We start from the raw sequence: 23,258 nt of genomic DNA, 5'->3' as shown, positions 1-23,258 counted from the left end.
ACCAGTCAGAGGAGAAGGATCACCATGAACGCCACCGACAACAGCATCGACAGCAGCACTGACAGCAGCACTGACAGCAGCACCGACAACAGCCGGGACATCCGTGCCGTCCTCGACCGTCTCTACTCCGCCTGGGCGGACTACGACGCCGACGCGTTCGCCGAGCTGTACACCGAGGACGCGACGGTCGTGATGCCGGGCGTCTTCAACGACGGGCGGGAGGAGATCCGTGCCTACATCGCGGCCGGGTTCGAGGGACCGCTGAAGGGTTCAAGGCCGCTCGACGAGCCCTGGCGGATCCGCTTCCCGCGTCCCGACACCGCCGTCGTCGTCAGCGAGGCCGGGATTCTGCTGGCCGGTGAGAGCGAAGTGCCCGCCGACCGGCACCACCGTGCGACCTGGGTACTCGTCCGCGATCCCGCCACCGGGACCTGGGCCATCACCTCGTACCACAACGCCGCCGTCTGACGGACGCGTCGTACCACAACGCCGCCGTCTGACGGACGCGCCGCCAGGACACGCAACCCGGCCCCTTCCCGGACGCATCCTTGCCCGGTCCCGCCCGGTCCCGCCCGGTCCCGCCCGGTCCCGCCCCGTCCTCACCGCCGGGTCCGGGACCGGGTGAGAGCAACGTTCCCTTCCGGTCACTCACAGCCACAGGGCCGGAAACGCGTCCTCCCTACCTTCGGGAAACAGCAGCCCAGTAAGCCCGGAGAACCAACGGAGGCGCGAGATGACTGCCCCAGCCACGAGTACGGCCCCTGCGCGGGGCGGTCGCTGGATCGAGGAGTGGGATCCGGAGGACGAGGCCTTCTGGGCGGAGAAGGGGGAGAAGGTCGCCCGGCGGAACCTGCTGTTCTCCGTGCTGTCCGAGCACATCGGGTTCTCCGTCTGGACCCTGTGGTCCGTGATGGTCCTGTTCATGGGGCCGGAGTACGGGCTCACCCCGGCCGACAAGTTCCTGCTCACCTCGATGGTGACGCTGGTCGGCGCGGTCGTGCGGGTGCCCTACACCTTCGCCGTCGCGCTCTTCGGCGGCCGGAACTGGACCATCGTGTCCGCGAGTCTGCTGCTCGTACCGACGGTCGCCGCGTTCGTGGTGATGAAGCCGGGCACCTCGTTCGGCACGTTCCTTGTGGTGGGGCTGCTGGCCGGCATCGGCGGCGGCAACTTCGCCTCCAGCATGACCAACATCAACGCCTTCTTCCCGCTGCGGAAGAAGGGCTGGGCGCTCGGCCTCAACGCGGGCGGCGGCAACATCGGCGTCCCCGTCATCCAGCTGGTCGCGCTCGCCATCATCGGGGCGAGCGGCGGGCCGCGGGTGCTCCTCGGGATCTACATCCCGCTCATCGTCGTGGCCGCCGTCCTCGCCGCCCTCTTCATGGACAACATCGCCTCCGTGAAGAACGACACCGGCGCGGCCCTCGACGCCGCGAAGGACGCGCACACCTGGATCATGGCGTTCCTGTACATCGGGACGTTCGGGTCCTTCATCGGCTACGCCTTCGCCTTCGGGCAGGTGCTCCAGGTCGAGTTCGGCCGTACGCCGCTCCAAGCCGCCTACCTCACCTTCATCGGCCCGCTCCTCGGTTCGCTGATCCGGCCCGTCGGCGGATGGCTCGCCGACCGCTACGGCGGCGCCAGGATCACCCTGTGGAACTTCGTGGGGATGGCCGCCGCGACCGGGATCCTCGTGGTCGCCAGCAGCGAGAAGTCGCTGCCGCTGTTCGTCAGCGTCTTCGTGGTGCTCTTCGTGCTCAGTGGGCTCGGCAACGGGTCGACGTACAAGATGATCCCGGGCATCTTCCAGAAGAAGGCCGTGGACAAGGGGCTCGAAGGGGAGGAGGCCGCGCGGTACGGCCGCCGGCTCTCCGGTGCCGCCATGGGGCTCATCGGCGCGGTGGGCGCGCTCGGCGGGGTCGGCATCAACCTCGCCTTCCGGCAGTCGTTCCTCGACTCCGGCTCCGGCACCGGCGCCTTCGTCACCTTCCTCGTCTTCTACGCGGTCGCCTTCGGGGTCACCTGGGCCGTATACCTTCGCCGCCCGGCCGCCGCCGAGACCCGAGCGAGTGCCACCGGGGCGAAGTCCCAGCTCAGCTACGCCGAGGTGTGACGTAACACGCCCGACATCGCGTCGATCCGAGCCTGTCACGGTCCGTTGACAGGCTCGGATCAGCCGCGGACGTACGACAGCACTGACCCCGTACGACGACTCGACGAGCGCGAGACGAGAGACATGTACGACGAACAGCAGCGACCCGACCACGGGCCTCTCTCCGGGTTCACCGTGGGGGTGACCGCCGCACGCCGGGCCGACGAGCTCGGCGCGCTGCTCCAGCGGCGCGGGGCCGCCGTCGTATACGCCCCGGCCCTGCGGATCGTGCCGCTCGCCGACGACAGCGAACTGCTCACCGCCACCAAGGAATTGGTCGACAACGCGCCGGACGTGGTGGTGGCCACCACCGCCATCGGATTCCGCGGATGGGTCGAGGCCGCCGACGGATGGGGCCTCGGTGAGGAACTCATCGCACGGCTGCGGGGCGTGGAGCTGCTCGCCCGCGGGCCCAAGGTCAAGGGCGCCGTCCGCGCCCAGGGCCTGACCGAGGAGTGGTCGCCGTCCTCCGAGTCGATGGCCGAGGTGCTCGACCGGCTGCTCGAAGAAGGCGTCGACGGCCGCCGTATCGCCGTACAGCTGCACGGCGAACCGCTGCCCGGGTTCGTGGAGTCGCTGCGGGCCGCCGGCGCCGAGGTCGTCCCCGTGCCCGTGTACCGGTGGATGCCGCCGGAGGACATCGGGCCCGTCGACCGGCTGCTCGACGCGGCCCTCACCCGCGGCCTGGACGCGCTCACGTTCACCAGCGCGCCCGCCGCCGCCTCCCTGCTGTCCAGGGCCGAGGACCGGGGCCTGCGCCCGGAACTCCTCGCCGCACTGCACCACGACGTCCTGCCCGCCTGCGTCGGCCCGGTCACCGCGCTGCCGTTGCAGGCCCACGGCATCGACACCGTCCAGCCCGAACGCTTCCGGCTCGGACCCCTCGTACAACTGCTCTGCCAGGAACTGCCCGGCCGGGCACGGGCGTTGCCCATCGCCGGGCACCACGTGGAGATCCGGGGGCACGCGGTGCTCGTGGACGGGGCGCTGCGGCCCGTGCCACCCGCCGGGATGTCGCTGCTGCGGGCCCTCGTGAGGCGGCCCGGCTGGGTGGTGGCGCGGGCCGAACTGCTGCGCGCGCTGCCCGGCTCCGGCCGCGACGAGCACGCCGTGGAGACCGCGATGGCCAGGCTGCGTACGGCACTTGGCTCCCCCAAGCTGATCCAGACGGTCGTCAAACGGGGCTACCGGCTCGCGCTCGACCCGGCCGCGGACTCCAAGTACGCCGACGACTGAGCCCGTCGGCACCGGAACAGGGCACGGGCACAGGACGACGCGCGGGACGGGCCTCCGCCGCGATGCCGACGGCACCGTCCTGGACTCCCGCCCGGTGCACGTCCGGTACGCGTCCGGTACGGGGCCGGTGCTGAGTCTTCCGGCGGGGCCTCGGGGCATGCACTGTAGGGGGAACGACGGCAGGTGACCCCAAGGCGGTGACAGGCGCATGGCATCGGGCATGGCCACAGCCTCGTACGAGCTGCGGTTCGACTCCGGGCGGATCTGCCTGGACCTGACGGCGACCACCCATCCCGAGGAACGCCTCGACTCGGCCGCCCGGTTGAGCGCCTGGGTCGTCGCGTCCGGGCTGGTGCCGGGGGGCACCCCGCCGGCCGCCGTGGACGCCACTTGGCTGCTCGGCTTCCAGGAACTGCGCCGACATATCGCCCAGTTGGTGCGCGGCGAGCTGGACGGGCGGCCCGCGGACAGCGCGCTCGCCCGCGTCAACGCCGTCGCCCTCGCCGCGCCGCCCGCCCCCTGGGCCGTCCGCGCCGACGACGGCTCGCTGCGCCGGGGGCTGCACACCCCACCAAATTGTGCCGAACTGCTCTCCGTGGTCGCCCGGGACGCCCTCGATCTGCTCACCGACCCGCCGGCGCGGGCGAGTCTGAGACAGTGTGAGGGTGACAACTGCCCGATCGTCTACCTCGACACATCGCGCGGCCGACGCCGACGCTGGTGTTCCAGCGAGGTGTGCGGCAATCGGGAGCGAGTTGCCCGGCATCGGCGGCGGGCGGCTCTGGCACGCGCCTGATCACACCTCTACGTGATCTTCCAGTAACCCGAGGTGATCACTACGCATTCTTTTCGGTGTCTACACATCTTCAACAGAAAAAACCCTGAACACTTTGAACACCCGCGTACCTACACACGTACCCGGTGATGAGCGACCGACTGGGGGAACCCCCGGACACCGGAGGTAGGCGTGCGCAAGGATTCAGCCGTGGCTGATGAACACAAGCCAAGGGCCCGACATCGCATGTCTCAGCAGTCTTCGTCGACCGAACCCGACGAGGAGCTGATGCGTGCGTTGTACCGGGAGCATGCCGGGCCGTTGCTGGCCTATGTGCTGCGCCTGGTCGCCGGAGACCGGCAGCGCGCCGAGGACGTTGTGCAGGAAACACTCATCCGTGCCTGGAAGAACGCCGGCCAGCTCAATCGAGCGACCGGTTCGGTACGCCCCTGGCTGGTGACGGTCGCCCGACGCATCGTCATCGACGGCCACCGCAGTCGGCAGGCCCGGCCGCAGGAGGTCGACCCGTCGCCGCTGGAGGTCATCCCCGCGGAGGACGAGATCGACAAGGCGTTGTGGCTGATGACACTGTCGGACGCGCTGGACGACCTGACCCCTGCTCACAGGGAAGTACTGGTCGAAACATACTTCAAAGGGCGTACCGTCAATGAGGCGGCCGAAACGCTCGGCATTCCCAGCGGCACTGTGCGCTCACGGGTTTTCTACGCCCTGCGGTCGATGAAGCTTGCGCTGGAGGAGCGGGGGGTGACGGCATGAACACGTACGGGGGTTACGGAACAGGTGGTCCGGGAGCCATGCAAGGTCCACGAGGACAGCAAGGGTCCGGGGACATTCACGAGACTGTCGGCGCCTACGCCCTCGGCATTCTCGACGACGCGGAGGCGACAGCCTTCGAGGAGCATCTCGCCTCCTGCGAGTGGTGCGGCCAGCAGCTCGACGAGCTCGCCGGGATGGAGCCGATGCTCGCCGCCCTCGCCGACCTGCCCGCCTCGCAGGGCAGTCCGGCCATCGCGGAGTCCCTCTCGGCCCGCCCGAGCCCACGGCTCGCGGAGCGGCTGGTCGACGAGGTCTCGGCGCGGCGCGCCCAGAAACGCCGCCGCGGCATGTACCTGGTGGCGGCCGCGGCCGCGCTGATCATCGGCGGTCCGCTGACCGTCATGGCGGTCAACGGCGGCAGCGACACCGGCACGAACATGCCGCAGGCGATGGCGACCAGCCCGGCCAAGGCGGCCTTCGAGGTCATGACCGACAAGTCGGAGGCCACGGACCCGAAGACCAAGGTCAACGCCGTCGTCGCCATCGAGCCGAAGGACTGGGGCACCCACGCCGTCCTCCAGCTCAAGAACGTCAAGGGCCCGCTGAAGTGCTCCCTGATCGCCGTCGGCAAGAACGGCGAGCGTGAGACGGTGACCTCCTGGGCGGTTCCGAAATGGGGTTACGGCATCTCCAACGCCAGCAACGCGGAGGCCAAGCAGCCCCTGTACGTGCACGGCGGCGCGGCCTTCACACCGAACCAGATCGATCACTTCGAGGTCATGACCTTCGAGGGGAAGCGGCTGGTCGAGGTGAACGCGTGAGCGGGTTCCGGGCGCGGACGTAGCCCGGCGGGCCTCCCTTCGCGTACGGTTGACGGCTGCCCAGCACGTCAGAAGGGGGCCCGGTGGCCGCTCAGGCTCAGCAGGAAACCGCGCTCGGCTCGGTCCACTCATCCGTACCGGACGAATCCGTCAAGGACGACTCCGTACGGGACCGTGAGATCGGCGTCGAGCAAGAACATCTGGACCGGGTCTACCGGCGCCTCGAGGAGAAGATCCACGAGGCCGAGTTCCTGATGCACGACGCCGCCCAGCGCGGTCACGTCGGAACACCAGGGGCACTCGCGGAGCGGGATGCCCAGGTGTTCCGCGCAGGAATTCACCTCAACCGTCTCAACAACGAGTTCGAGGACTTTCTCTTCGGCCGTATCGACCTGCTCCCCGGGAAGGACGGCACGAAGGGTGCCGACGGCGCCTACACGGCGGTGGAACCCGCCGAGGGCGCCGTCCGCGAGGACAACACAGCCGACATCGCGGAGACGCTCCACATCGGCCGTATCGGCGTCCTGGACGCCGACTACGCGCCGCTGGTGATCGACTGGAGGGCGCCCGCCGCGGCGCCGTTCTACCACTCCACCCCGGTCGACCCCGGCCGGGTCGTACGCCGCCGGGTCATCCGCTCCAAGGGCCGCAGGGTCCTCGGCGTCGAGGACGACCTGATGCGCCCCGAGGTGACGGCCTCGCTCGACGGCCGTGAGCTGCCCGTCATCGGCGACGGCGCGCTCATGGCAGCCCTCGGGCAGGCCCGCAGTCACACCATGCGGGACATCGTGGCGTCCATCCAGGCCGAGCAGGACATGGTGATCCGCGCGCCCGCCGCGTCCGTGACCTATGTCGAGGGCGGGCCCGGCACCGGCAAGACGGCGGTGGCCCTGCACCGGGCCGCCTACCTCCTCTACCAGGACCGCCGCCGGTACGCGGGCGGCATCCTGATCGTCTCCCCGACCCCGCTGCTCGTCGCCTACACCGAGGGCGTGCTGCCCTCGCTCGGCGAGGAGGGGCAGGTCGCGATCCGTGCGATCGGTTCGCTCGTCGACGGCGTGGGCGCCACGCTGTACGACTCCCCGGCGGTGGCCCGTGCCAAGGGCTCGTACCGGATGCTGAGGGTGCTGCGGAAGGCGGCGCGCGGGGCGCTGGAGGCCCCGGCGGGTCCGGCCGGGGGCAATTCCGGCCAGCTCGCCTTCGGGGAGCCGGACGCGGCCCCCACGGGTCCCCCCACCCGGCTGCGGGTCGTCGCCTTCGGGCGCCGGCTGGAGCTGGAGTCCGCCGAGCTGGACCGGATCAAGAACAACGCGCTCAGCGGGACCGCGCCGGTCAATCTGCTGCGGCCGCGTGCCCGCAGGCTGCTGCTCGACGCGCTGTGGGCCCGGTCGGGCGCCGGGACCCGGCACTCGGACCCGGAGCTGTCGGCCGAGCTGCGGTCGTCGTTCGACGAGGACGTGACCTCCGAGGACAGTTTCCTGGCGTTCCTGGACGCCTGGTGGCCGGAGCTGACCCCGCGCGGAGTGCTGGCCGCCATGGCCGACGAGCGGCGGCTCGGGCGCTGGGCGCGCCGGATCCTCAACCCCGGCGAGGTCCGCCGGGTGGCGCGTTCGCTCAAGCGGGACGGGTTCTCGGTGCACGACGTGGCGATGCTCGACGAGCTCGAGGCGATCGTCGGGGCGCCCGCCCGGCCCAGGAAGCGGCGCGATCCGGACCCGCTCGCCCACCTCACCGGTCTTGAGGAGCTCATGCCCCACCGCGAGGAGACGCAGCGCGAACGCGCCGAGCGCCTTGCGCAGGAGCGGACCGAGTACGCGCACGTCATCGTCGACGAGGCGCAGGACCTCACGCCCATGCAGTGGCGGATGGTCGGCCGGCGCGGCCGGCACGCCACCTGGACGGTCGTGGGCGACCCGGCGCAGTCCTCCTGGTCCGACCCCGACGAGGCGGCCGAGGCTCGTGACGAGGCGCTCGGCACCCGGCCGAGGCGCCGCTTCACCCTCACCGTCAACTACCGCAACCCGTCGGAGATCGCCGAGCTGGCCGCCAAGGTCCTCGCCCTCGCCATGCCGGGTTCGGAGTCGCCGTCCGCCGTACGGTCCACGGGCGTCGAGCCCCGGTTCGCGGTCGTACGGGACTCCCTCGCGCAGACCGTGCGCGCCGAGGCCGCCCATCTCCTGGACCGGGTCGACGGCACCGTGGGCGTCGTCGTCGCCATGAACCGGCGCGAGGAGGCCGCCCGCTGGCTCGCCGGGCTCGGGGACCGCGTGGTGGCCCTGGGGAGCCTGGAGGCCAAGGGGCTGGAGTACGACGCGACGGTGGTCGTGTCGCCCGCGGAGATCGCGGACGAGTCGCCCGCAGGACTGCGTGTCCTGTACGTCGCCCTGACCCGGGCCACACAGCAGCTGACCGTCGTCTCCAGTGACCGCGACGACCCCGACCCGAACGGAGTCCCCGACCTCCTGCGGGACTGACGCCGTCCCCGTCCCCGTCCGCCCCGCAGCCCGTCCCGGCCGAAAAGAACTCCCGGGACGGGAATTGCCTTACGGGAATCCTTTGTTACCTTTGACGTGGCACCGGCCCGATCCAAGCCCCCGGGCCCAACCTTCGTCGCTACGAGCGACCACTTGCCGCGAGGCGAGCATGGCGGGTCGGTGTCATTGAACGTCGTCCTTCACCCAAGGACCTGAAGAGGCCCACGTCATCCGTGACGTGGGCCTCTTTCGTTGCCCGGCCCACTCTCGTAGAGTGGAAACTGTTTTCCGAAACCGCGACCCTGGCGAACAAAACGTTCGCAATCCGGGGCGACTACCACGTACTCAGGGGTAGGTGCGACGATCGGACGGCACAAAGCAGTGACACACGGTGAAAGCAGAGGAAGTCGGCCATGGCAACGGCGCCCAGCGTCTCCTACTCGATGACGGTCCGGCTGGAGGTCCCCGCGAGCGGAACAGCGGTCTCCCAGCTCACCACGGCCGTGGAGTCCCACGGAGGCTCGGTGACCGGCCTCGACGTGACCGCCTCCGGCCACGAGAAGCTCCAGATCGACGTCACCATCGCGGCGACCTCCACCTCGCACGCCGAGGAGATCGTCGAGCAGCTGCGGCACATCGAGGGCGTGACCCTCGGCAAGGTCTCCGACCGTACGTTCCTCATGCACCTCGGCGGCAAGATCGAGATGCAGTCCAAGCACCCGATCCGCAACCGTGACGACCTCTCGATGATCTACACCCCGGGTGTGGCCCGGGTGTGCATGGCGATCGCCGAGAACCCCGAGGACGCCCGCCGCCTCACCATCAAGCGCAACTCCGTTGCGGTCGTGACGGACGGCTCCGCCGTGCTGGGCCTCGGCAACATCGGCCCGATGGCCGCGCTGCCCGTCATGGAGGGCAAGGCGGCCCTCTTCAAGCGCTTCGCCGGGATCGACGCCTGGCCGCTGTGCCTGGACACCCAGGACACCGACGCGATCGTCGAGATCGTGAAGGCGATCGCCCCCGGCTTCGCGGGCATCAACCTGGAGGACATCTCCGCGCCGCGCTGCTTCGAGATCGAGGCCCGGCTGCGCGAGGCCCTCGACATCCCCGTCTTCCACGACGACCAGCACGGCACGGCCATCGTCGTCCTCGCCGCCCTGACCAACGCACTTCGCGTCGCGGGCAAGGCGATCGGCGACATCAGGGTCGTCATGTCGGGTGCGGGAGCGGCCGGTACGGCCATCCTCAAACTGCTGATCGCCGCGGGTGTGAAGAACGCCGTCGTCGCCGACATCCACGGTGTCGTGCACGCCGACCGCGCCGACCTGGTCGACGCCGCCGCGGACTCGCCGCTGCGCTGGATCGCCGACAACACCAACCCCGAAGGCCTCAAGGGCACGTTGAAGGAAGCGGTGCGCGACGCCGACGTGTTCATCGGCGTCTCCGCCCCGAACGTGATCGACGGCGACGACGTGGCCGCGATGGCCGAGAACGCCATCGTGTTCGCGCTCGCGAACCCCGACCCCGAGGTCGACCCGGCAATCGCCCGCCTGACGGCGGCAGTTGTGGCCACCGGTCGCTCCGACTTCCCCAACCAGATCAACAACGTCCTGGTGTTCCCGGGCGTCTTCCGCGGCCTCCTGGACGCCCAGTCGCGTACCGTCAACACGGAGATGATGCTGGCCGCCGCGACCGCCCTCGCGAGCGTGGTGACCGAGGACGAGCTCAACCCGAACTACATCATCCCCAGCGTCTTCAACGACAAGGTCGCGGGCGCGGTCGCCGGAGCGGTACGCGACGCGGCGAAGGCGGCGAGCGCGGCCAACACGACCGCGTAGCACGGGTCGAGCCGGGCGCTCCGCCCGCGTCGCGGCGGCTGTCGTCCCGTCTGTGACGGGCGCCACGACCGCCCGGAACCCGGCGCGTCGCGGAACGCGGGGCCAGTGGCCGCCTCTAGGGTGGCGGCCAGGCTCAGGCCTCGCAGGGCCGCTTCGTGTGACCCCCAAGGGTGTTCGTGTGACTCCCAGGGGTGCCGGATTGGCTTTCCCGCCGCAGGTGGGGGCAGGATGCGTCTTCGGGCGCGACGGTCTGGCTACGGACCCGGGTCCGGGGGCCGACCGAGGACCCTGGCAGCATCGGCTTCACTGTGCCCGATATGCGGCTCCGCCGCGTGGCACGCCTCAACAGCAAGAAGAACACGGGAGTAACAACATGAACCGCAGTGAGCTGGTGGCCGCGCTGGCCGACCGTGCCGAGGTGACCCGCAAGGACGCCGACGCCGTTCTGGCCGCTTTCGCCGAGACCGTCGGCGAGATCGTCGCCAAGGGCGACGAGAAGGTCACCATCCCCGGCTTCCTGACCTTCGAGCGCACCCACCGTGCCGCTCGCACCGCGCGCAACCCGCAGACCGGCGACCCGATCCAGATCCCGGCCGGCTTCAGCGTGAAGGTCTCCGCGGGCAGCAAGCTCAAGGAAGCCGCCAAGGGCAAGTAAGCCCGGCCGGTACGTGCCCGCCCGCGCGGGACGCGTACAAGGCGCAGCAACGCCAATGGGGCGGCCCCTTTCAGGGGGGCCGCCCCATCGTCGTACGTACGTCCGCCACGCCGCCCAGGGTCTAGCCGAGTGCCTTGCCCGGCAGTTCGACCTTCGCGCCCAGCTCCACGAGCTTCTCCATGCTGTGTCTGCCCGGGGGTGACCCCCGGACCCCCAGCCGGAGGACGCTGTTCGGGCCGGGGTGAGGAGGCTGGGGTCAGCCGAGTGCCTTGCCCGGCAGTTCGACCTTCGCGCCCAGCTCCACGAGCTTCTCCATGAAGTTCTCGTAGCCGCGGTTGATCAGTTCGATGCCGTGGACGCGGGACGTGCCCTGCGCCGCCAGCGCCGCGATCAGGTACGAGAAGCCGCCGCGCAGGTCGGGGATGACCAGGTCGGCGCCCTGGAGCTTCGTCGGGCCCGAAACGACCGCGGAGTGCAGGAAGTTGCGCTGGCCGAAGCGGCAGTTGGAGCCGCCGAGGCACTCACGGTAGAGCTGGATGTGCGCGCCCATCTGGTTCAGCGCGGACGTGAAGCCCAGCCGGGACTCGTACACCGTCTCGTGGATGATCGACAGGCCGGTGGCCTGCGTCAGGGCCACGACCAGCGGCTGCTGCCAGTCCGTCTGGAAGCCGGGGTGGACGTCCGTCTCCAGGGCGATGGACTTGAGCTGTGAGCCCGGGTGCCAGAAGCGGATGCCCTCGTCGTCGATCTCGAAGGCACCGCCCACCTTGCGGTAGGTGTTCAGGAACGTCATCATCGAGCGCTGCTGGGCGCCGCGGACGTAGATGTTTCCCTCGGTCGCCAGCGCCGCGGAAGCCCAGGAGGCGGCCTCCAGGCGGTCCGGGAGGGCCGCGTGGGTGTAGCCGCCGAGCGAGTCCACACCGGTGATGCGGATCGTCCGGTCGGTGTCCATCGCGATGATGGCACCCATCTTCTGCAGGACGCAGATCAGGTCCTCGATCTCCGGCTCCACAGCCGCGTTCGAGAGCTCCGTGACACCCTCCGCGAGCACCGCGGTCAGCAGCACCTGCTCGGTCGCGCCCACGGACGGGTACGGCAGCTGGATCTTGGTGCCGCGCAGCCGCTGCGGGGCCTCCAGGTACTGGCCGTCCTCCCGCTTCTCGATCTTCGCGCCGAACTGCCGCAGCACCTCGAAGTGGAAGTCGATCGGCCGGCCGCCGATGTCGCAGCCGCCGAGGCCCGGGATGAAGGCGTGGCCGAGGCGGTGCAGCAGCGGGCCGCAGAAGAGGATCGGGATGCGCGACGAGCCCGCGTGGGCATCGATGTCGGCGACGTTCGCGCTCTCGACGTGCGAGGGATCGAGGATCAGCTCGCCGGGCTCCTCACCCGGACGGACGGTCACACCGTGCAACTGCAGCAGTCCGCGTACGACACGTACGTCGCGGATGTCGGGGACATTGCGCAGCCGGCTCGGCCCGCTGCCCAGCAGGGCGGCGACCATGGCTTTCGGTACGAGATTCTTCGCACCGCGGACACGGATCTCGCCCTCAAGCGGGGTTCCGCCATGGACAAGCAGGACATCGTCGTTGACGGTCATGTATCTCGCGTTCCGATGAGTTGGGCAGGTGTGGGTCGTCGGCCGGCCGGTCGTACGGGTGCCGAACAGCAAGGGTAATGGCCGCCCACCCCGGCGCAGTAAGCCCAATGAGGACTCAGCTGCGTCATAGCTTGGCCACAACACGAACCGTTCCGATTCGGGCACACGGGGTCATCGGCTCCGGTGTGCGCGGGCAACGCTTCGTTGCGCCCTGAGCTGCATTCACTCCCGTACGGGTATTGGCTCCCCACATGAAGGGAATGTGCGGGATCATGTCTGGCATGACCGAGGTGTCCTCGCTCACAGGGCGGCTGCTCGTGGCCACGCCCGCCCTGGCGGACCCGAACTTCGACCGTGCGGTGGTGCTGCTCCTCGACCACGACGAGGAGGGCTCCCTCGGTGTCGTCCTCAACCGCCCGACCCCGGTGGGTGTCGGCGACATCCTGGAGAACTGGGCCGGCCTGGCCGGGGAACCGGGTGTCGTCTTCCAGGGCGGCCCCGTCTCGCTGGACTCGGCGCTGGGGGTGGCGGTCATCCCGGGCGGCATCGCGGCGGAGCGCGCGCCACTCGGCTGGCGGCGGGTGCACGGCGCGATCGGTCTGGTGGATCTGGAGGCCCCGCCGGAGCTCCTCGCCTCGGCCCTCGGCTCCCTGCGCATCTTCGCCGGATACGCGGGCTGGGGACCGGGCCAGCTGGAGAACGAACTGGTCGAGGGCGCCTGGTACGTCGTCGAATCCGAACCCGGGGACGTCTCCTCCCCGTCACCGGAACGCCTGTGGCGCGAGGTGCTGCGCCGCCAGCGCAGCGAACTGGCGATGGTGGCGACTTACCCCGACGACCCCTCCCTCAACTGACCGGCGCACCGGCCCCCGACCCTTCCCCCACCGGCACGCGACCCTTCCCTCAACTGATGGGTGCGAGCCCCAGTACCCTTGGCTCCATGAGCACTCTTGAGCCTGAGACCCAGCCCCAGCGAGGCACGGGGACGGGGACCCTCGTAGAGCCGACGCCGCAGGTGTCGCACGGCGACGGGGACCACGAGCGCTTCGCCCATTACGTCCAGAAGGACAAGATCATGGCGAGCGCGCTGGACGGCACGCCCGTCGTGGCGCTGTGCGGCAAGGTGTGGGTACCGGGCCGCGACCCGAAGAAGTACCCCGTGTGTCCCATGTGCAAGGAGATCTTCGAGTCCATGGGCGCCGGTGGCGACCAGGGCAAGGGCGGCGACAAGAAGTAACGCCGAGGCTCTCCCGGCGCAGTACGCCGCGTAGACCGTGCACGGCCGCGGCGCCCCCGGCGAGGGGCGCCGCGGCCGTGTCGTACGCGGTGCCGGCTGTCTCCTGCTCGTCGGCGCCAGGCGCTGGGTGCGCTGGTGGTTCGGGGAGCGGTTCCTGCGCGAGGTGCTCGTGGCGAACGTTCTGGTGAAGGTGGACCTCGTCGTGGCGGGCGCCCTCCTCGGCGGCGCGGTTCCGCCGGCGCTCGGGGACGCGACCGAGCGCCGGTGGAAGGTCCTTGCCCTCGGCAGCCTCGGGGACCCTTTTCGCGATGGTCGTGGTGCCGTTCGCGGTGGTGATCCGGACCGACGTGAGCGCCGATCGCGAGAAGGGCGATCGCGAGAGCACCGGGGGGAAGGCCGACGATCAGGTGGGCGGGGGAGTCGCTCCTAAGGCCGGTGAAGATGCCGACGGGGAAGTCGACGGGGAAGTCGACGGAGAAGTCGACGGAGAAGCCGGCGGAGAAATCGGTGGGGAAGCCGGTGGGGAAGTCGGCGGGGAGGCCGTCGACGGCTGAGCGTTGCACGGAGTGCGTCAAGTGGTCACGGGGTGGTTGAGACCTCTTGTGAGCGGCTCACGCACTCCATAGCCTCTGGGGTGTTGTGTCGTACGAAACGGCCATTGCGCATGCTGCAACGCACCCCTCGCTGGAGGACGCTCGATGAAGCCCGCTGCCCCCGGATCCCTCGCGGCCCGGACGGCGACCACTTCTCTGCCGGATCGTGCTCGGCGCCTTCGAACCTGCCTGGGAGACGGAGTCCTGCGAGCTCCGGGGCCGCACGCTTCCGCTCTCCCCGGATTCCTTCCGGCGCCTCTTGGGGCGGCAGGAATTCGGCCGACACTTCCTCAACTGTCTTCTCGTGGCGGGCTCCGCGGTGGTCGTCCCGGCACTCGTCGGGCTTCTTTCGGTGACAGCGGTGAGACGATTCCGCTTCCGCGTCCCGATCACCTCACTGATCATGTTCCCGGCGGCCCGGACGATGCCCGTCGAGGCGCCGGCGATCTCCCCCTACTTGCTCCCGCTCTTCCTTCCGCGGGACTTCGGCCCGCCGAACGCGCCGGGCTCGCCGCGCCTGCCTCGCACGACCTTCTGGCCGCCTTTTCGCGATCCGGGTGCCACGGAGTTCGCCAAGGCCGTTCGGGACGCGTCGGAGGCGGCCGCGTACATCGCGGGAGCGAGCCGCACGCGATTCCTCCTGCGGATGCATTTCCCGCTTGTCCTCACCGGGTTCGTGGCCGTCGGGACGTTTTCCTTCGCGCCGGCCGGGAACGGCTTCCTCTTCCCCGAGTCCTTCCTCTTCAGAGGCATCCGGCGGTCCCGCATCCGGCGGCCCCCCTCGTCTTCCGTGAGCCGGACGAGCCCGACCGGACGGTATGGCGGCGGCCTCCGCGGTGATGACCATTCAAGTGCCGATCTTCTTCGTACGCGTACAGCAGCGACTCGTCTCCGGCCTCGGCGGCGGTAAAGGACTGAAGGACGGATGGACATGATGGATACGGGCCTGATTCCGGCGCCCCTTGTCGTCGAAGGCGCCACGCAGGGGCGGTTCGCGCTGGACGCGGACACCACCTTGTGGGCCGTGCCCGGCACGGACTCCGCCGAGCGCTGGCTGCGCTCGACGCTCGGCGCCGCACTCGGACTACCGCTGCGACCTGGGCCGCAGGACGCTCCGGGCGCCGTACGCCTGCTTCTCGACGACACCCTGGAACCGGAGGCGTACCGGCTCCGCGTCGGCGACGACGGCGTCGAGATCCGCGGCGGCGACGCGGCCGGGGTCTTCTGGGGCGCGCAGACGCTGCGTCAACTGCTCGGCCCCGACGCTTTTCGCCGCGCCCCGATCCATCCGCGGACGACGTACGAAATCGAGCACCGGACCATCGAGGACGCACCCCGATTCCGCTGGCGCGGCCTGATGCTCGATGTCTCCCGTCACTTCATGCCCAAGGAAGGCGTCCTGCGCTACCTCGACCTGCTGGCCGCGCACAAACTCAACGTCTTCCACTTCCATCTCACCGACGATCAAGGGTGGCGTGTTCAGATCAAGCGCTATCCGAGGCTGACGGAGATCGGTTCCTGGCGGGCGCGCACCAAATTCGGCCACCGGGCCTCGCCGCTGTGGGAGGAGAAGCCGCACGGAGGCTTCTACACACAGGACGACATCCGCGAGATCGTCGCGTACGCGGCCGAGCGGCATATCGCCGTCGTCCCCGAAATCGACATCCCCGGCCACTCGCAGGCGGCCATCGCCGCGTATCCGGAACTGGGCAACACCGACGTCATCGACACGACCTCCCTGACGGTCTGGGACAACTGGGGCGTCTCCAAAAACGTACTCGCCCCCACTGACAACACCCTGCGCTTCTACGAGGGGGTGTTCGAGGAACTCCTCGACCTGTTCCCGGCGGACCCCGCGCGCTTCCCGGAGTTCTCGGGCTTCTTCCACATCGGGGGCGACGAGTGCGCCAAGGACCAGTGGAAGCGGTCGGCCACCGCCCAGGCCCGCATCAGGGAACTCGGGCTCGCCGACGAGGACGAGTTGCAGTCATGGTTCATCCGGCACTTCGACAACTGGCTGTCCGCGCGCGGGCGTCGGCTGATCGGCTGGGACGAGATCCTGGAGGGCGGCCTCGCGCCGGGCGCCGCGGTGTCGTCGTGGCGCGGCTACCAGGGCGGCGTCACCGCCGCTCGCGCGGGCCACGACGTCGTCATGTGCCCCGAGCAGCACGTGTACTTGGACTACCGGCAGGCCGCGGGCGAGGACGAACCGGTGCCGATCGCCTACGTACGCACTCTGGAGGACGTCTACCGCTTCGAGCCGGTTCCGCCGCAGCTCACCGAGGCGGAGGCACGGCATGTGCTGGGCACGCAGGCCAACGTGTGGACCGAGGTGATGGAGGACCACACGCGCGTGGACTATCAGGCGTTCCCGAGGCTCGCCGCCTTCGCCGAGGTCGCCTGGAGCCGGCTGCCGGCCCCGGCGGAGCGGGACTTCGCCGGTTTCGAGCGGCGGATGGGAGCCCACTACGAGCGACTCGACGCCCTCGGAGTCGGCTACCGCCCGCCCACAGGACCGCGGCCGTGGCAGCGGCGACCCGGGGTGCTCGGACGTCCGATCGAGGGGGCGCCCCCGAACGTGTGAGACGGCTCACGACCGGTGGGCGACGGGGCCAGCGCCCTGACACCGTTGCCCCCCAAGGAAAAAAGGCCCCCAAGGGTCACCGAAGGGTGACAATTCGCGCCCACCGGCGATGCTGTGCGAAAACCGGCCATCTCCCTGGTGAGAGGGGCGAATGCCTCCTAGCGGACCCCCGCGTCGAGGGCCGGGGAAGATGTGCCAGAGTTGCCACGTCCGCCCTGTCAGCACGTACCGTACGGCAGCACAGGTGGGACCAGGTGGGGCAGCGGGAAGGGGCAACCGGTTTGACCACGCACGCACTGCAGACGGCGCAGGCCGTGACGCTGCCCGTCTCGCTGGACGAGGCGGTGGCGGCGCTGTCCGCCATGCCCACGGCCGTTCCGGTGGCGGGCGGCACGGATCTGATGGCCGCGGTCAACTCCGGACAGCTGAGACCGGCCGCGCTCGTCGGCCTCGGCCGGATCAGCGAGATCCGCGGCTGGCAGTACCAGGACGGCCACGCGCTGCTCGGCGCGGGCCTCACGCACGCCCGTATGGGCCGCCCCGACTTCGCCGCCCTCATCCCGGCACTCGCCGCCGCCGCGCGGGCGGCCGGACCGCCGCAGATCCGCAACGCCGGCACCCTCGGCGGCAACATCGCCTCGGCCGCCCCCACGGGGGACGCGCTGCCCGTACTGGCCGCCCTGGAAGCCACGTTGATCATCGCGGGGTCGGGCGGAGCCCGCCGCGAGATCCCCGTGTCGCACCTGCTCGCCGGCGTGGACATGCTCCGCGGCGGAGAGCTCATCGGCTACGTCCGCGTGCCGCTGCTGCACGCCCCGCAGGTGTTCCTGAAGGCCACCGGACGCACCGGACCCGGGCGCGCCATCGCCTCCGTGGCGGTCGTCCTCGACCCGGCCCGGCGCGGCGTGCGCTGCGCCGTCGGCGCCATAGCGCCGATGCCGCTGCGGCCCCTGGATGCCGAGGCGTGGGTGGCCCAGCTGATCGACTGGGACAACAACCGCGCGATCGTCCCGGAGGCGCTGGCCGCGTTCGGCGAGTACGTGGCCGCGGCCTGCATCCCCGACCCCGTCCCAGCCGAGGACGGATCCCTGACACCGCTTCCGCCCGCCGTACTGCATCTGCGGCGCACCGTCGCCGCGCTGGCCCGACGAGCACTTGGGAGGGCACTGTCGTGACCGACGACCAGCACGAAGAGGCCGCTCCGCGGAGCGGCAGCCGCTGGCATCCGCTGCCCCAGGGCGACTACGACGACGGCGCCACCGCCTTCGTCAAACTCCCCGAAGGGGGCATCGAGGCCCTCCTCGCCGCCCGGGAGCCGCTCGCGGCGCCCGGACACGGCTATGTTCCCCCGCAGATCGCCGTGACGCCCGCCCCGCCCGAGGCGGCGGACCCGGCGGCCGGCGGAAGGTGGGCCGGGCAGGGCGGCAACGCCCCGTGGCCGGATCCGAACGCCGCGCAGCCGGGACCCGGCGCCCACGACGACCGGTTCTCGTACCACCCCGGGTCCACCGGACAGTGGGAATTCAACGACGTGGCCCGTGACGCCGCCGGGCAGGGCCGAGGACAAGGTCCCGGGCACGACGTGACCGGGCAGTGGTCGATTCCGGTGGCCGTGGGTGACCTCCCGGACGAATCGGGCGAGTTCACCACATCGGCACTCGTCGAGCAGTGGGGCGGCACGCCGCCCGCCACGCTCCCGGGTGGCGCGTCCGCACCCTGGGCCGACGAGATCGGACAGCCCTGGACCGCCGACGCGCGCGAAACGGCCGCTGAGGCCCCCGCGGAGCGCGCGGGGCACCTGGAGGCCGATTCGCCCGCGCAGGCCGCCCAGCGGCCCATACAGCCGGCCGACGAGGCCCCTGAGTCCGTCGCCGACCCCGAGCCGGTGACCGCGGGGACACGCGAGGTGTCCGCGTTCGATCCGGCACACGAGGCCGGCGGGACGGGCGACGAAGCGCTGGACGCGGACCACTTCGCCCCGGCCGCCCACGACGAACACCCCCTCGCCTCCTACGTCCTGCGCGTCAACGGCGCCGACCGGCCGGTCACCGACGCCTGGATCGGCGAGTCGCTGCTCTACGTGCTGCGCGAGCGGCTCGGCCTCGCGGGCGCCAAGGACGGCTGCTCGCAGGGCGAGTGCGGCGCCTGCAACGTCCAGGTGGACGGCCGGCTCGTGGCGTCCTGCCTGGTACCCGGCGTCACCGCCGCCGGCAGCGAGGTGCGCACGGTCGAGGGCCTGGCCGCCGACGGACAGCCCTCCGACGTCCAGCGGGCACTCGCCAAGTGCGGCGCCGTGCAGTGCGGTTTCTGCGTCCCCGGCATGGCGATGACCCTGCACGATCTGCTGGAGGGCAACCCCGCGCCCAGCGAGCTGGAGACCCGCCAGGCCCTGTGCGGCAACCTGTGCCGCTGCTCCGGCTACCGCGGCGTCCTGGACGCGGTGCGCGAGGTCGTCGCCGAACGCGAGGCACACTCCGCCGCCGCGGCCGAAGCCGTCTCCGAGGCGGACGAGGCCCGCATCCCGCACCAGGCCGGCCCCGGTGCCGGCGGAGTCCACCCGTCCGCGTACGAGGACAACGCCGCCTACGGTTCCCGGGCACAGCACGAACAGCCGTACGGCCATGACGGAGGCCAGGCGTGACCAACCAAGCCGCGACCGCGACACCGGCGGCGCACGAGACGGGCCCCGAGCCCCTGCCGCACGGACTCGGCGTCTCGCTGCCCGCCGCCGAGGACCGCGCCAAGACCGAAGGCACGTTCCCCTACGCCGCCGACCTCTGGGCCGAGGGCCTGCTGTGGGCCGCCGTGCTCCGCTCGCCCCACCCGCACGCGCGCATCCTGTCCATCGACACCAGCCACGCGCGCGAGATGCCCGGCGTACGCGCCGTCATCACCCACGAGGACGTGCCCGGCACCCCGATGCACGGCCGCGGCAGAGCCGACCGCCCGGTGTTCGCCTCCGAGGTCGTACGCCACCACGGGGAGCCCATCGCGGCCGTCGCCGCCGACCACCCGGACACCGCGCGGATGGCGGCCGCCGCCGTCATCGTCGAGTACGAGGTGCTCGAACCGGTCACCGACCCGGAGCAGGCCTTCGAGGCCGAACCCCTGCACCCCGACGGCAACCTGATCCGCCACATCCCGCTGCGCCACGGCGACCCGGACGCGGTCGGCGAGATCGTCGTCGAGGGCCTGTACCGCATCGGCCGCCAGGACCCCGCCCCCATCGGCGCCGAGGCCGGACTCGCCGTGCCCCGCCCCGACGGCGGCGTCGAGCTCTACATCGCCTCCACCGACCCGCACTCCGACCGCGACGCCGCCGCCGCCTGTTACGGCCTCGAACCCGCGCGCGTGAAGGTCGTCGTCACCGGTGTCCCCGGAGCGTCCGCGGACCGCGAGGACCAGGGTTTCCAGCTCGCGCTCGGCCTGCTGGCCCTGAAGACCGGCTGCCCGGTGAAGCTCACCGCCACGCGCGAGGAGTCCTTCCTCGGCCACGCCCACCGGCACCCCACCCTGCTGCGCTACCGGCACCACGCCGACGCCGACGGCATGCTGGTCAAGGTCGAGGCACAGATCCTGCTCGACGCGGGCGCCTACGCCGACACCTCCGGCGAGTCCCTGGCCGCCGCCGTCTCCTTCGCCTGCGGCCCGTACGTCGTCCCGAACGCCTTCATCGAGGGCTGGGCCGTGCGTACCAACAACCCGCCTTCGGGGCATGTGCGCGGTGAGGGCGCCCTCCAGGTCTGCGCCGCCTACGAGGCCCAGATGGACAAGCTGGCCAAGAAACTCGGGGCGGACCCCGCGGAGCTGCGTCTGCGCAACGCCATGGCCACCGGAGACGTCCTGCCGACCGGCCAGACGGTGACCTGCCCGGCGCCCGTCGCCGAGCTGCTCCAGGCCGTACGCGACTACCCGCTGCCGGCCCTCCCCAAGGACACGCCCGAGGACGAGTGGCTGCTGCCCGGCGGCCCCGAGGGCGCGGGCGAACCCGGTGCCGTGCGCCGCGGTGTCGGCTACGCGCTCGGCATGGTGCACATGCTCGGCGCCGAGGGCGCCGACGAGGTCTCGACGGCCACCGTCAAGGTCCACGACGGCGTCGCCACGGTGCTCTGCGCGGCCGTGGAGACCGGCCAGGGCTTCACCACGCTCGCCCGGCAGATCGTCCAGGAGACGCTCGGTATCGACGAGGTGCACGTGGCCCCGGTCGACACCGACCAGCCCCCGGCGGGCCCGAGCTGCCGCGGCCGGCACACCTGGGTGTCCGGCGGAGCGGTGGAGCGCGCGGCCAAGATGGTCCGTACGCAACTGCTGCAGCCGCTGGCGCACAAGTTCGGCATGTCCACCGAACTGCTCCAGATCACCGACGGCAAGATCACGTCGTACGACGGTGTGCTGTCGACCACGGTCACCGAGGCGATGGACGGCAAGGAGCTGTGGGCGACCGCGCAGTGCCGCCCGCACCCGACCGAACCGCTGGACGAGGCCGGCCAGGGAGACGCCTTCGTGGGCCTCGCCTTCTGCGCCATCCGCGCGGTGGTGGACGTCGACATCGAACTGGGCTCCGTACGGGTCGTGGAGCTGGCGCTCGCCCAGGACGTCGGCCGGATCCTCAACCCGGCACAGCTGACGGCCCGCATCGAGGCGGGCGTCACCCAGGGCGTCGGCGCCGCGCTGACCGAGAACCTCCGGACGGCCCGCGGTCTGGTCCGGCACCCCGACCTCACCGGCTACGCCCTGCCGACCGCCCTGGACGCGCCCGACATCCGCATCGTCAAGCTGGTCGAGGAGCGCGACGTCGTCGCCCCCTTCGGCGCCAAGGCCGTCAGCGCGGTGCCGGTCGTGACCTCGCCCGCGGCCATCGCATCCGCCGTGCGGGCGGCCACCGGCCGGCCGGTCAACCGTCTGCCGATCCGCCCGCAGGCGGCGGTGGTGACGGCCTCGTGAGCGCGCAGGAGCCGACGACCGGCGAACCCTCGCCGAACGGCAGCGAACCGTCGGTGCACGGCGCCGACCCGTCGGTCCCCGGCGCCGAGGCCGGACAGCCGCGCTACGAACCCCCGCCCAGTGTGGGGAAGCTGCTGATCTGGGTGCTGCTGTTCGTCCTGGCGGCCGTGGTCGTCGTCCTGGGCGGCGTCTACTTCACCTGACGCGCGCCGCGTCACCACGCGCTCCCGTCACACCGTCTCCGTTCCGTGGCGGGCCCGTTCCCGCGTGTTTCTGGCGTTGTCAGTGGGGCGGCGTATGGTTCTGGCTCAGTGGGGAACTGCCGTGGGACGACCGGCCGTTCCCTGCGGGGGAAGCACGATGCGTTCACATGTGCGGGGGAGCCATGAGTACGACGGACACCGATGTCGGCGGCGCGATCACACTGACCGACGACGAGCTGTATCCGTATGTCACACACGCGGGCACCCGGGACCGGCTCACCGGCCCCGGACTGCCGTGCGACGGCACACTGCTCGGATTCGGCGCGCTGCGGGAGCACGGCCTGCGGACCGTCGCCGACCTGGCGGGCGACGCCGACAAGCTCGCCGAGGAGCTGCGCGACCAGCTCGTCATCGGGGCGCTGCGCAGCCTGGACCGGGACCTGGAGTCGATCGTGCTGGACGGGACGACGGGCGAGGTCTCCTCGACCTACGTCCAGCGGAACCCCGCCCGGCTGGACCTCTCGCCCCTGGCGCCCTCCCTGGAGGCACTGCTGCGCTTCGCGGCGGCCACCGAGGAACTGACCATGTCCCGGGGCGGGCCGGGCCCGTTCGGCCCGAAGGCGGTCGCGGAAGTGTCGGACCGGCTGAGCACCGTGTTCGAGGACGCCGCGGGCGAGGACGTACCGCCGTACTGGCGGATGGCCTCGCTGATCCGCCCGCTCGCCCGGATCGCCGAACCCGGTGAAGGGCTCGTCCTCGCCCTGCCGAAGCGGCTGCTGGACGAGGAGTTCGGCGCGGGCGAGATCATGCGTTTCGAGGACGTCGACTTCCCGCCCGCGCTGACGCACGAGCCGACCCGCCGCTTCCTGCGGGAGTCCGGCCTGCCCGAGGACGGCTTCCTCTTCCAGCTGGACACGGAGGTGCCGCTGCCGGCCCTCACCGAGTACTACGCGGACGAGCGCCCCGACGAGTTCTCCGCCGGACTGCTCCCGGCCTCCGCCGACCGCCTGATACGCCTCGGTTACCTCCTGGAGGACACGAGCCTCGTCGTGGACGGCACCACGGGCGCGGTGCTCGCCTGGAGCGAGCCGGACCTCACCCTGCGCCCGCTCAACGCGGACATCTCCACGCTGGCGTTCACCCTCTGGCTCCTCCACCGCGAGAAGACCGTCGACGCGGCCCACGGCCTCAGCGACTCCTACGAACAGCTCGCCGCCACCCTGACCCAGACCCTCGCCACGGTCGACCCCGCCGCCTGCGACCCGACCCCGACCCTCCCGGGCGACGACGGCCGCCGCCACTGGCCGGAGATATTCGAGGACCAAGCGGGCGGCATGCTGTACGCATAGCGCCCTGGCCGGCGCGTCGGCGG

19 protein-coding genes are annotated in these 23,258 nt (G+C 71.1%); 18 read left to right on the top strand and 1 reads right to left on the bottom strand.

Annotation, left to right across the window (positions count from 1 at the left end; translation table 11 throughout):
* Positions 1-24: 24 nt before the first annotated feature.
* The 9 genes from ACFYR3_RS25850 (at position 25) to ACFYR3_RS25810 (ending at position 10,728) form a co-directional block, all read left to right on the top strand.
* Positions 25-468, top strand: a complete 444-nt coding sequence (locus ACFYR3_RS25850; protein ID WP_389284814.1) for an SgcJ/EcaC family oxidoreductase — start codon at positions 25-27, stop codon at positions 466-468.
* A gap of 265 nt (positions 469-733) precedes the next feature.
* Positions 734-2,113, top strand: coding sequence for a nitrate/nitrite transporter (locus ACFYR3_RS25845; protein ID WP_355848768.1), 1,380 nt, complete (start codon positions 734-736; stop codon positions 2,111-2,113).
* Between the two features lie 123 nt (positions 2,114-2,236).
* Positions 2,237-3,388, top strand: coding sequence for a uroporphyrinogen-III synthase (locus tag ACFYR3_RS25840; protein ID WP_355848977.1), 1,152 nt, complete (start codon positions 2,237-2,239; stop codon positions 3,386-3,388).
* A 208-nt stretch (positions 3,389-3,596) separates the two neighbouring features.
* Positions 3,597-4,184 carry a CGNR zinc finger domain-containing protein gene (locus ACFYR3_RS25835; protein ID WP_355848771.1) on the top strand — a complete coding sequence of 196 codons (588 nt, stop codon included), beginning with the start codon at positions 3,597-3,599 and terminating at the stop codon, positions 4,182-4,184.
* 225 nt (positions 4,185-4,409) lie between these two features.
* Positions 4,410-4,940: a sigma-70 family RNA polymerase sigma factor gene (locus ACFYR3_RS25830; RefSeq protein ID WP_037619265.1), complete on the top strand. Its 531-nt coding sequence runs from the start codon at positions 4,410-4,412 to the stop codon at positions 4,938-4,940.
* A gap of 38 nt (positions 4,941-4,978) precedes the next feature.
* On the top strand, positions 4,979-5,761 hold the full coding sequence (locus ACFYR3_RS25825; protein ID WP_355848774.1) for a zf-HC2 domain-containing protein: 783 nt from the start codon (positions 4,979-4,981) through the stop codon (positions 5,759-5,761).
* Between the two features lie 83 nt (positions 5,762-5,844).
* The gene (locus ACFYR3_RS25820; RefSeq protein ID WP_389284813.1) at positions 5,845-8,235 is read left to right on the top strand and encodes a HelD family protein; all 2,391 of its coding nucleotides are present in this window, start codon (positions 5,845-5,847) and stop codon (positions 8,233-8,235) included.
* A 413-nt stretch (positions 8,236-8,648) separates the two neighbouring features.
* Positions 8,649-10,073 (top strand): NAD-dependent malic enzyme, encoded by a 1,425-nt coding sequence (locus ACFYR3_RS25815; protein ID WP_355848780.1) that lies wholly within the window; start codon positions 8,649-8,651, stop codon positions 10,071-10,073.
* A 373-nt stretch (positions 10,074-10,446) separates the two neighbouring features.
* Positions 10,447-10,728, top strand: a complete 282-nt coding sequence (locus ACFYR3_RS25810; protein WP_103549419.1) for an HU family DNA-binding protein — start codon at positions 10,447-10,449, stop codon at positions 10,726-10,728.
* 256 nt (positions 10,729-10,984) lie between these two features.
* Here ACFYR3_RS25810 and murA read toward each other — a convergent pair whose 3' ends face one another.
* The gene (gene murA / locus ACFYR3_RS25805; RefSeq protein ID WP_328555266.1) at positions 10,985-12,325 is read right to left on the bottom strand and encodes a UDP-N-acetylglucosamine 1-carboxyvinyltransferase; all 1,341 of its coding nucleotides are present in this window, start codon (positions 12,323-12,325) and stop codon (positions 10,985-10,987) included.
* Positions 12,326-12,606: 281 nt separating this feature from the next.
* Between murA and ACFYR3_RS25800 the strand changes: the two genes are divergently transcribed.
* From ACFYR3_RS25800 to ACFYR3_RS25760, 9 genes are all read left to right on the top strand, one after another.
* The gene (locus ACFYR3_RS25800) at positions 12,607-13,179 is read left to right on the top strand and encodes a YqgE/AlgH family protein (RefSeq protein WP_355848784.1); all 573 of its coding nucleotides are present in this window, start codon (positions 12,607-12,609) and stop codon (positions 13,177-13,179) included.
* Positions 13,180-13,265: 86 nt separating this feature from the next.
* A complete protein-coding gene (locus ACFYR3_RS25795) occupies positions 13,266-13,562 on the top strand; it encodes a DUF3039 domain-containing protein (RefSeq protein WP_103554931.1) in 297 nt (98 codons plus the stop codon).
* Between the two features lie 308 nt (positions 13,563-13,870).
* A complete protein-coding gene (locus tag ACFYR3_RS25790; protein ID WP_355848787.1) occupies positions 13,871-14,116 on the top strand; it encodes a hypothetical protein in 246 nt (81 codons plus the stop codon).
* Positions 14,117-15,080: 964 nt separating this feature from the next.
* Positions 15,081-16,739 (top strand): beta-N-acetylhexosaminidase, encoded by a 1,659-nt coding sequence (locus ACFYR3_RS25785; RefSeq protein ID WP_355848790.1) that lies wholly within the window; start codon positions 15,081-15,083, stop codon positions 16,737-16,739.
* 281 nt (positions 16,740-17,020) lie between these two features.
* Positions 17,021-17,914 (top strand): FAD binding domain-containing protein, encoded by an 894-nt coding sequence (locus tag ACFYR3_RS25780; protein ID WP_355848793.1) that lies wholly within the window; start codon positions 17,021-17,023, stop codon positions 17,912-17,914.
* Positions 17,911-19,380 carry a 2Fe-2S iron-sulfur cluster-binding protein gene (locus ACFYR3_RS25775; RefSeq protein ID WP_389284812.1) on the top strand — a complete coding sequence of 490 codons (1,470 nt, stop codon included), beginning with the start codon at positions 17,911-17,913 and terminating at the stop codon, positions 19,378-19,380. The genes ACFYR3_RS25780 and ACFYR3_RS25775 overlap by 4 nt, the downstream gene beginning before the upstream one ends.
* On the top strand, positions 19,377-21,683 hold the full coding sequence (locus ACFYR3_RS25770) for a molybdopterin cofactor-binding domain-containing protein (RefSeq protein WP_355848799.1): 2,307 nt from the start codon (positions 19,377-19,379) through the stop codon (positions 21,681-21,683). Before ACFYR3_RS25775 ends, ACFYR3_RS25770 begins: the two co-directional genes overlap by 4 nt.
* Positions 21,680-21,886 carry a hypothetical protein gene (locus ACFYR3_RS25765; RefSeq protein ID WP_355848801.1) on the top strand — a complete coding sequence of 69 codons (207 nt, stop codon included), beginning with the start codon at positions 21,680-21,682 and terminating at the stop codon, positions 21,884-21,886. The genes ACFYR3_RS25770 and ACFYR3_RS25765 overlap by 4 nt, the downstream gene beginning before the upstream one ends.
* Before the next feature lie 182 nt (positions 21,887-22,068).
* A complete protein-coding gene (locus ACFYR3_RS25760) occupies positions 22,069-23,235 on the top strand; it encodes an SUKH-4 family immunity protein (RefSeq protein ID WP_389284811.1) in 1,167 nt (388 codons plus the stop codon).
* Positions 23,236-23,258 lie beyond the last annotated feature (23 nt).

Source organism: Streptomyces sp. NPDC005784, assembly GCF_042871525.1.
GTDB lineage: Bacteria > Actinomycetota > Actinomycetes > Streptomycetales > Streptomycetaceae > Streptomyces.
Note: the sequence above shows the minus strand (reverse complement) of the source record. Positions and strands in the feature narration are given on the sequence as shown.

Bases quoted from the DNA above. Each gene is read 5' to 3' on its own strand.
- ACFYR3_RS25800 (WP_355848784.1), top strand. From the start codon at position 12,607: ATGACCGAGGTGTCCTCGCTCACAGGGCGGCTGCTCGTGGCCACGCCC.
- ACFYR3_RS25845 (WP_355848768.1), top strand. From the start codon at position 734: ATGACTGCCCCAGCCACGAGTACGGCCCCTGCGCGGGGCGGTCGCTGG.
- ACFYR3_RS25840 (WP_355848977.1), top strand. From the start codon at position 2,237: ATGTACGACGAACAGCAGCGACCCGACCACGGGCCTCTCTCCGGGTTC.
- ACFYR3_RS25850 (WP_389284814.1), top strand. From the start codon at position 25: ATGAACGCCACCGACAACAGCATCGACAGCAGCACTGACAGCAGCACT.
- ACFYR3_RS25785 (WP_355848790.1), top strand. From the start codon at position 15,081: ATGGACATGATGGATACGGGCCTGATTCCGGCGCCCCTTGTCGTCGAA.
- ACFYR3_RS25810 (WP_103549419.1), top strand. From the start codon at position 10,447: ATGAACCGCAGTGAGCTGGTGGCCGCGCTGGCCGACCGTGCCGAGGTG.
- ACFYR3_RS25815 (WP_355848780.1), top strand. From the start codon at position 8,649: ATGGCAACGGCGCCCAGCGTCTCCTACTCGATGACGGTCCGGCTGGAG.
- ACFYR3_RS25795 (WP_103554931.1), top strand. From the start codon at position 13,266: ATGAGCACTCTTGAGCCTGAGACCCAGCCCCAGCGAGGCACGGGGACG.
- ACFYR3_RS25830 (WP_037619265.1), top strand. From the start codon at position 4,410: ATGTCTCAGCAGTCTTCGTCGACCGAACCCGACGAGGAGCTGATGCGT.
- ACFYR3_RS25835 (WP_355848771.1), top strand. From the start codon at position 3,597: ATGGCATCGGGCATGGCCACAGCCTCGTACGAGCTGCGGTTCGACTCC.
- ACFYR3_RS25760 (WP_389284811.1), top strand. From the start codon at position 22,069: ATGAGTACGACGGACACCGATGTCGGCGGCGCGATCACACTGACCGAC.
- ACFYR3_RS25790 (WP_355848787.1), top strand. From the start codon at position 13,871: ATGGTCGTGGTGCCGTTCGCGGTGGTGATCCGGACCGACGTGAGCGCC.
- murA (WP_328555266.1), bottom strand. From the start codon at position 12,325: ATGACCGTCAACGACGATGTCCTGCTTGTCCATGGCGGAACCCCGCTT.
- ACFYR3_RS25825 (WP_355848774.1), top strand. From the start codon at position 4,979: ATGCAAGGTCCACGAGGACAGCAAGGGTCCGGGGACATTCACGAGACT.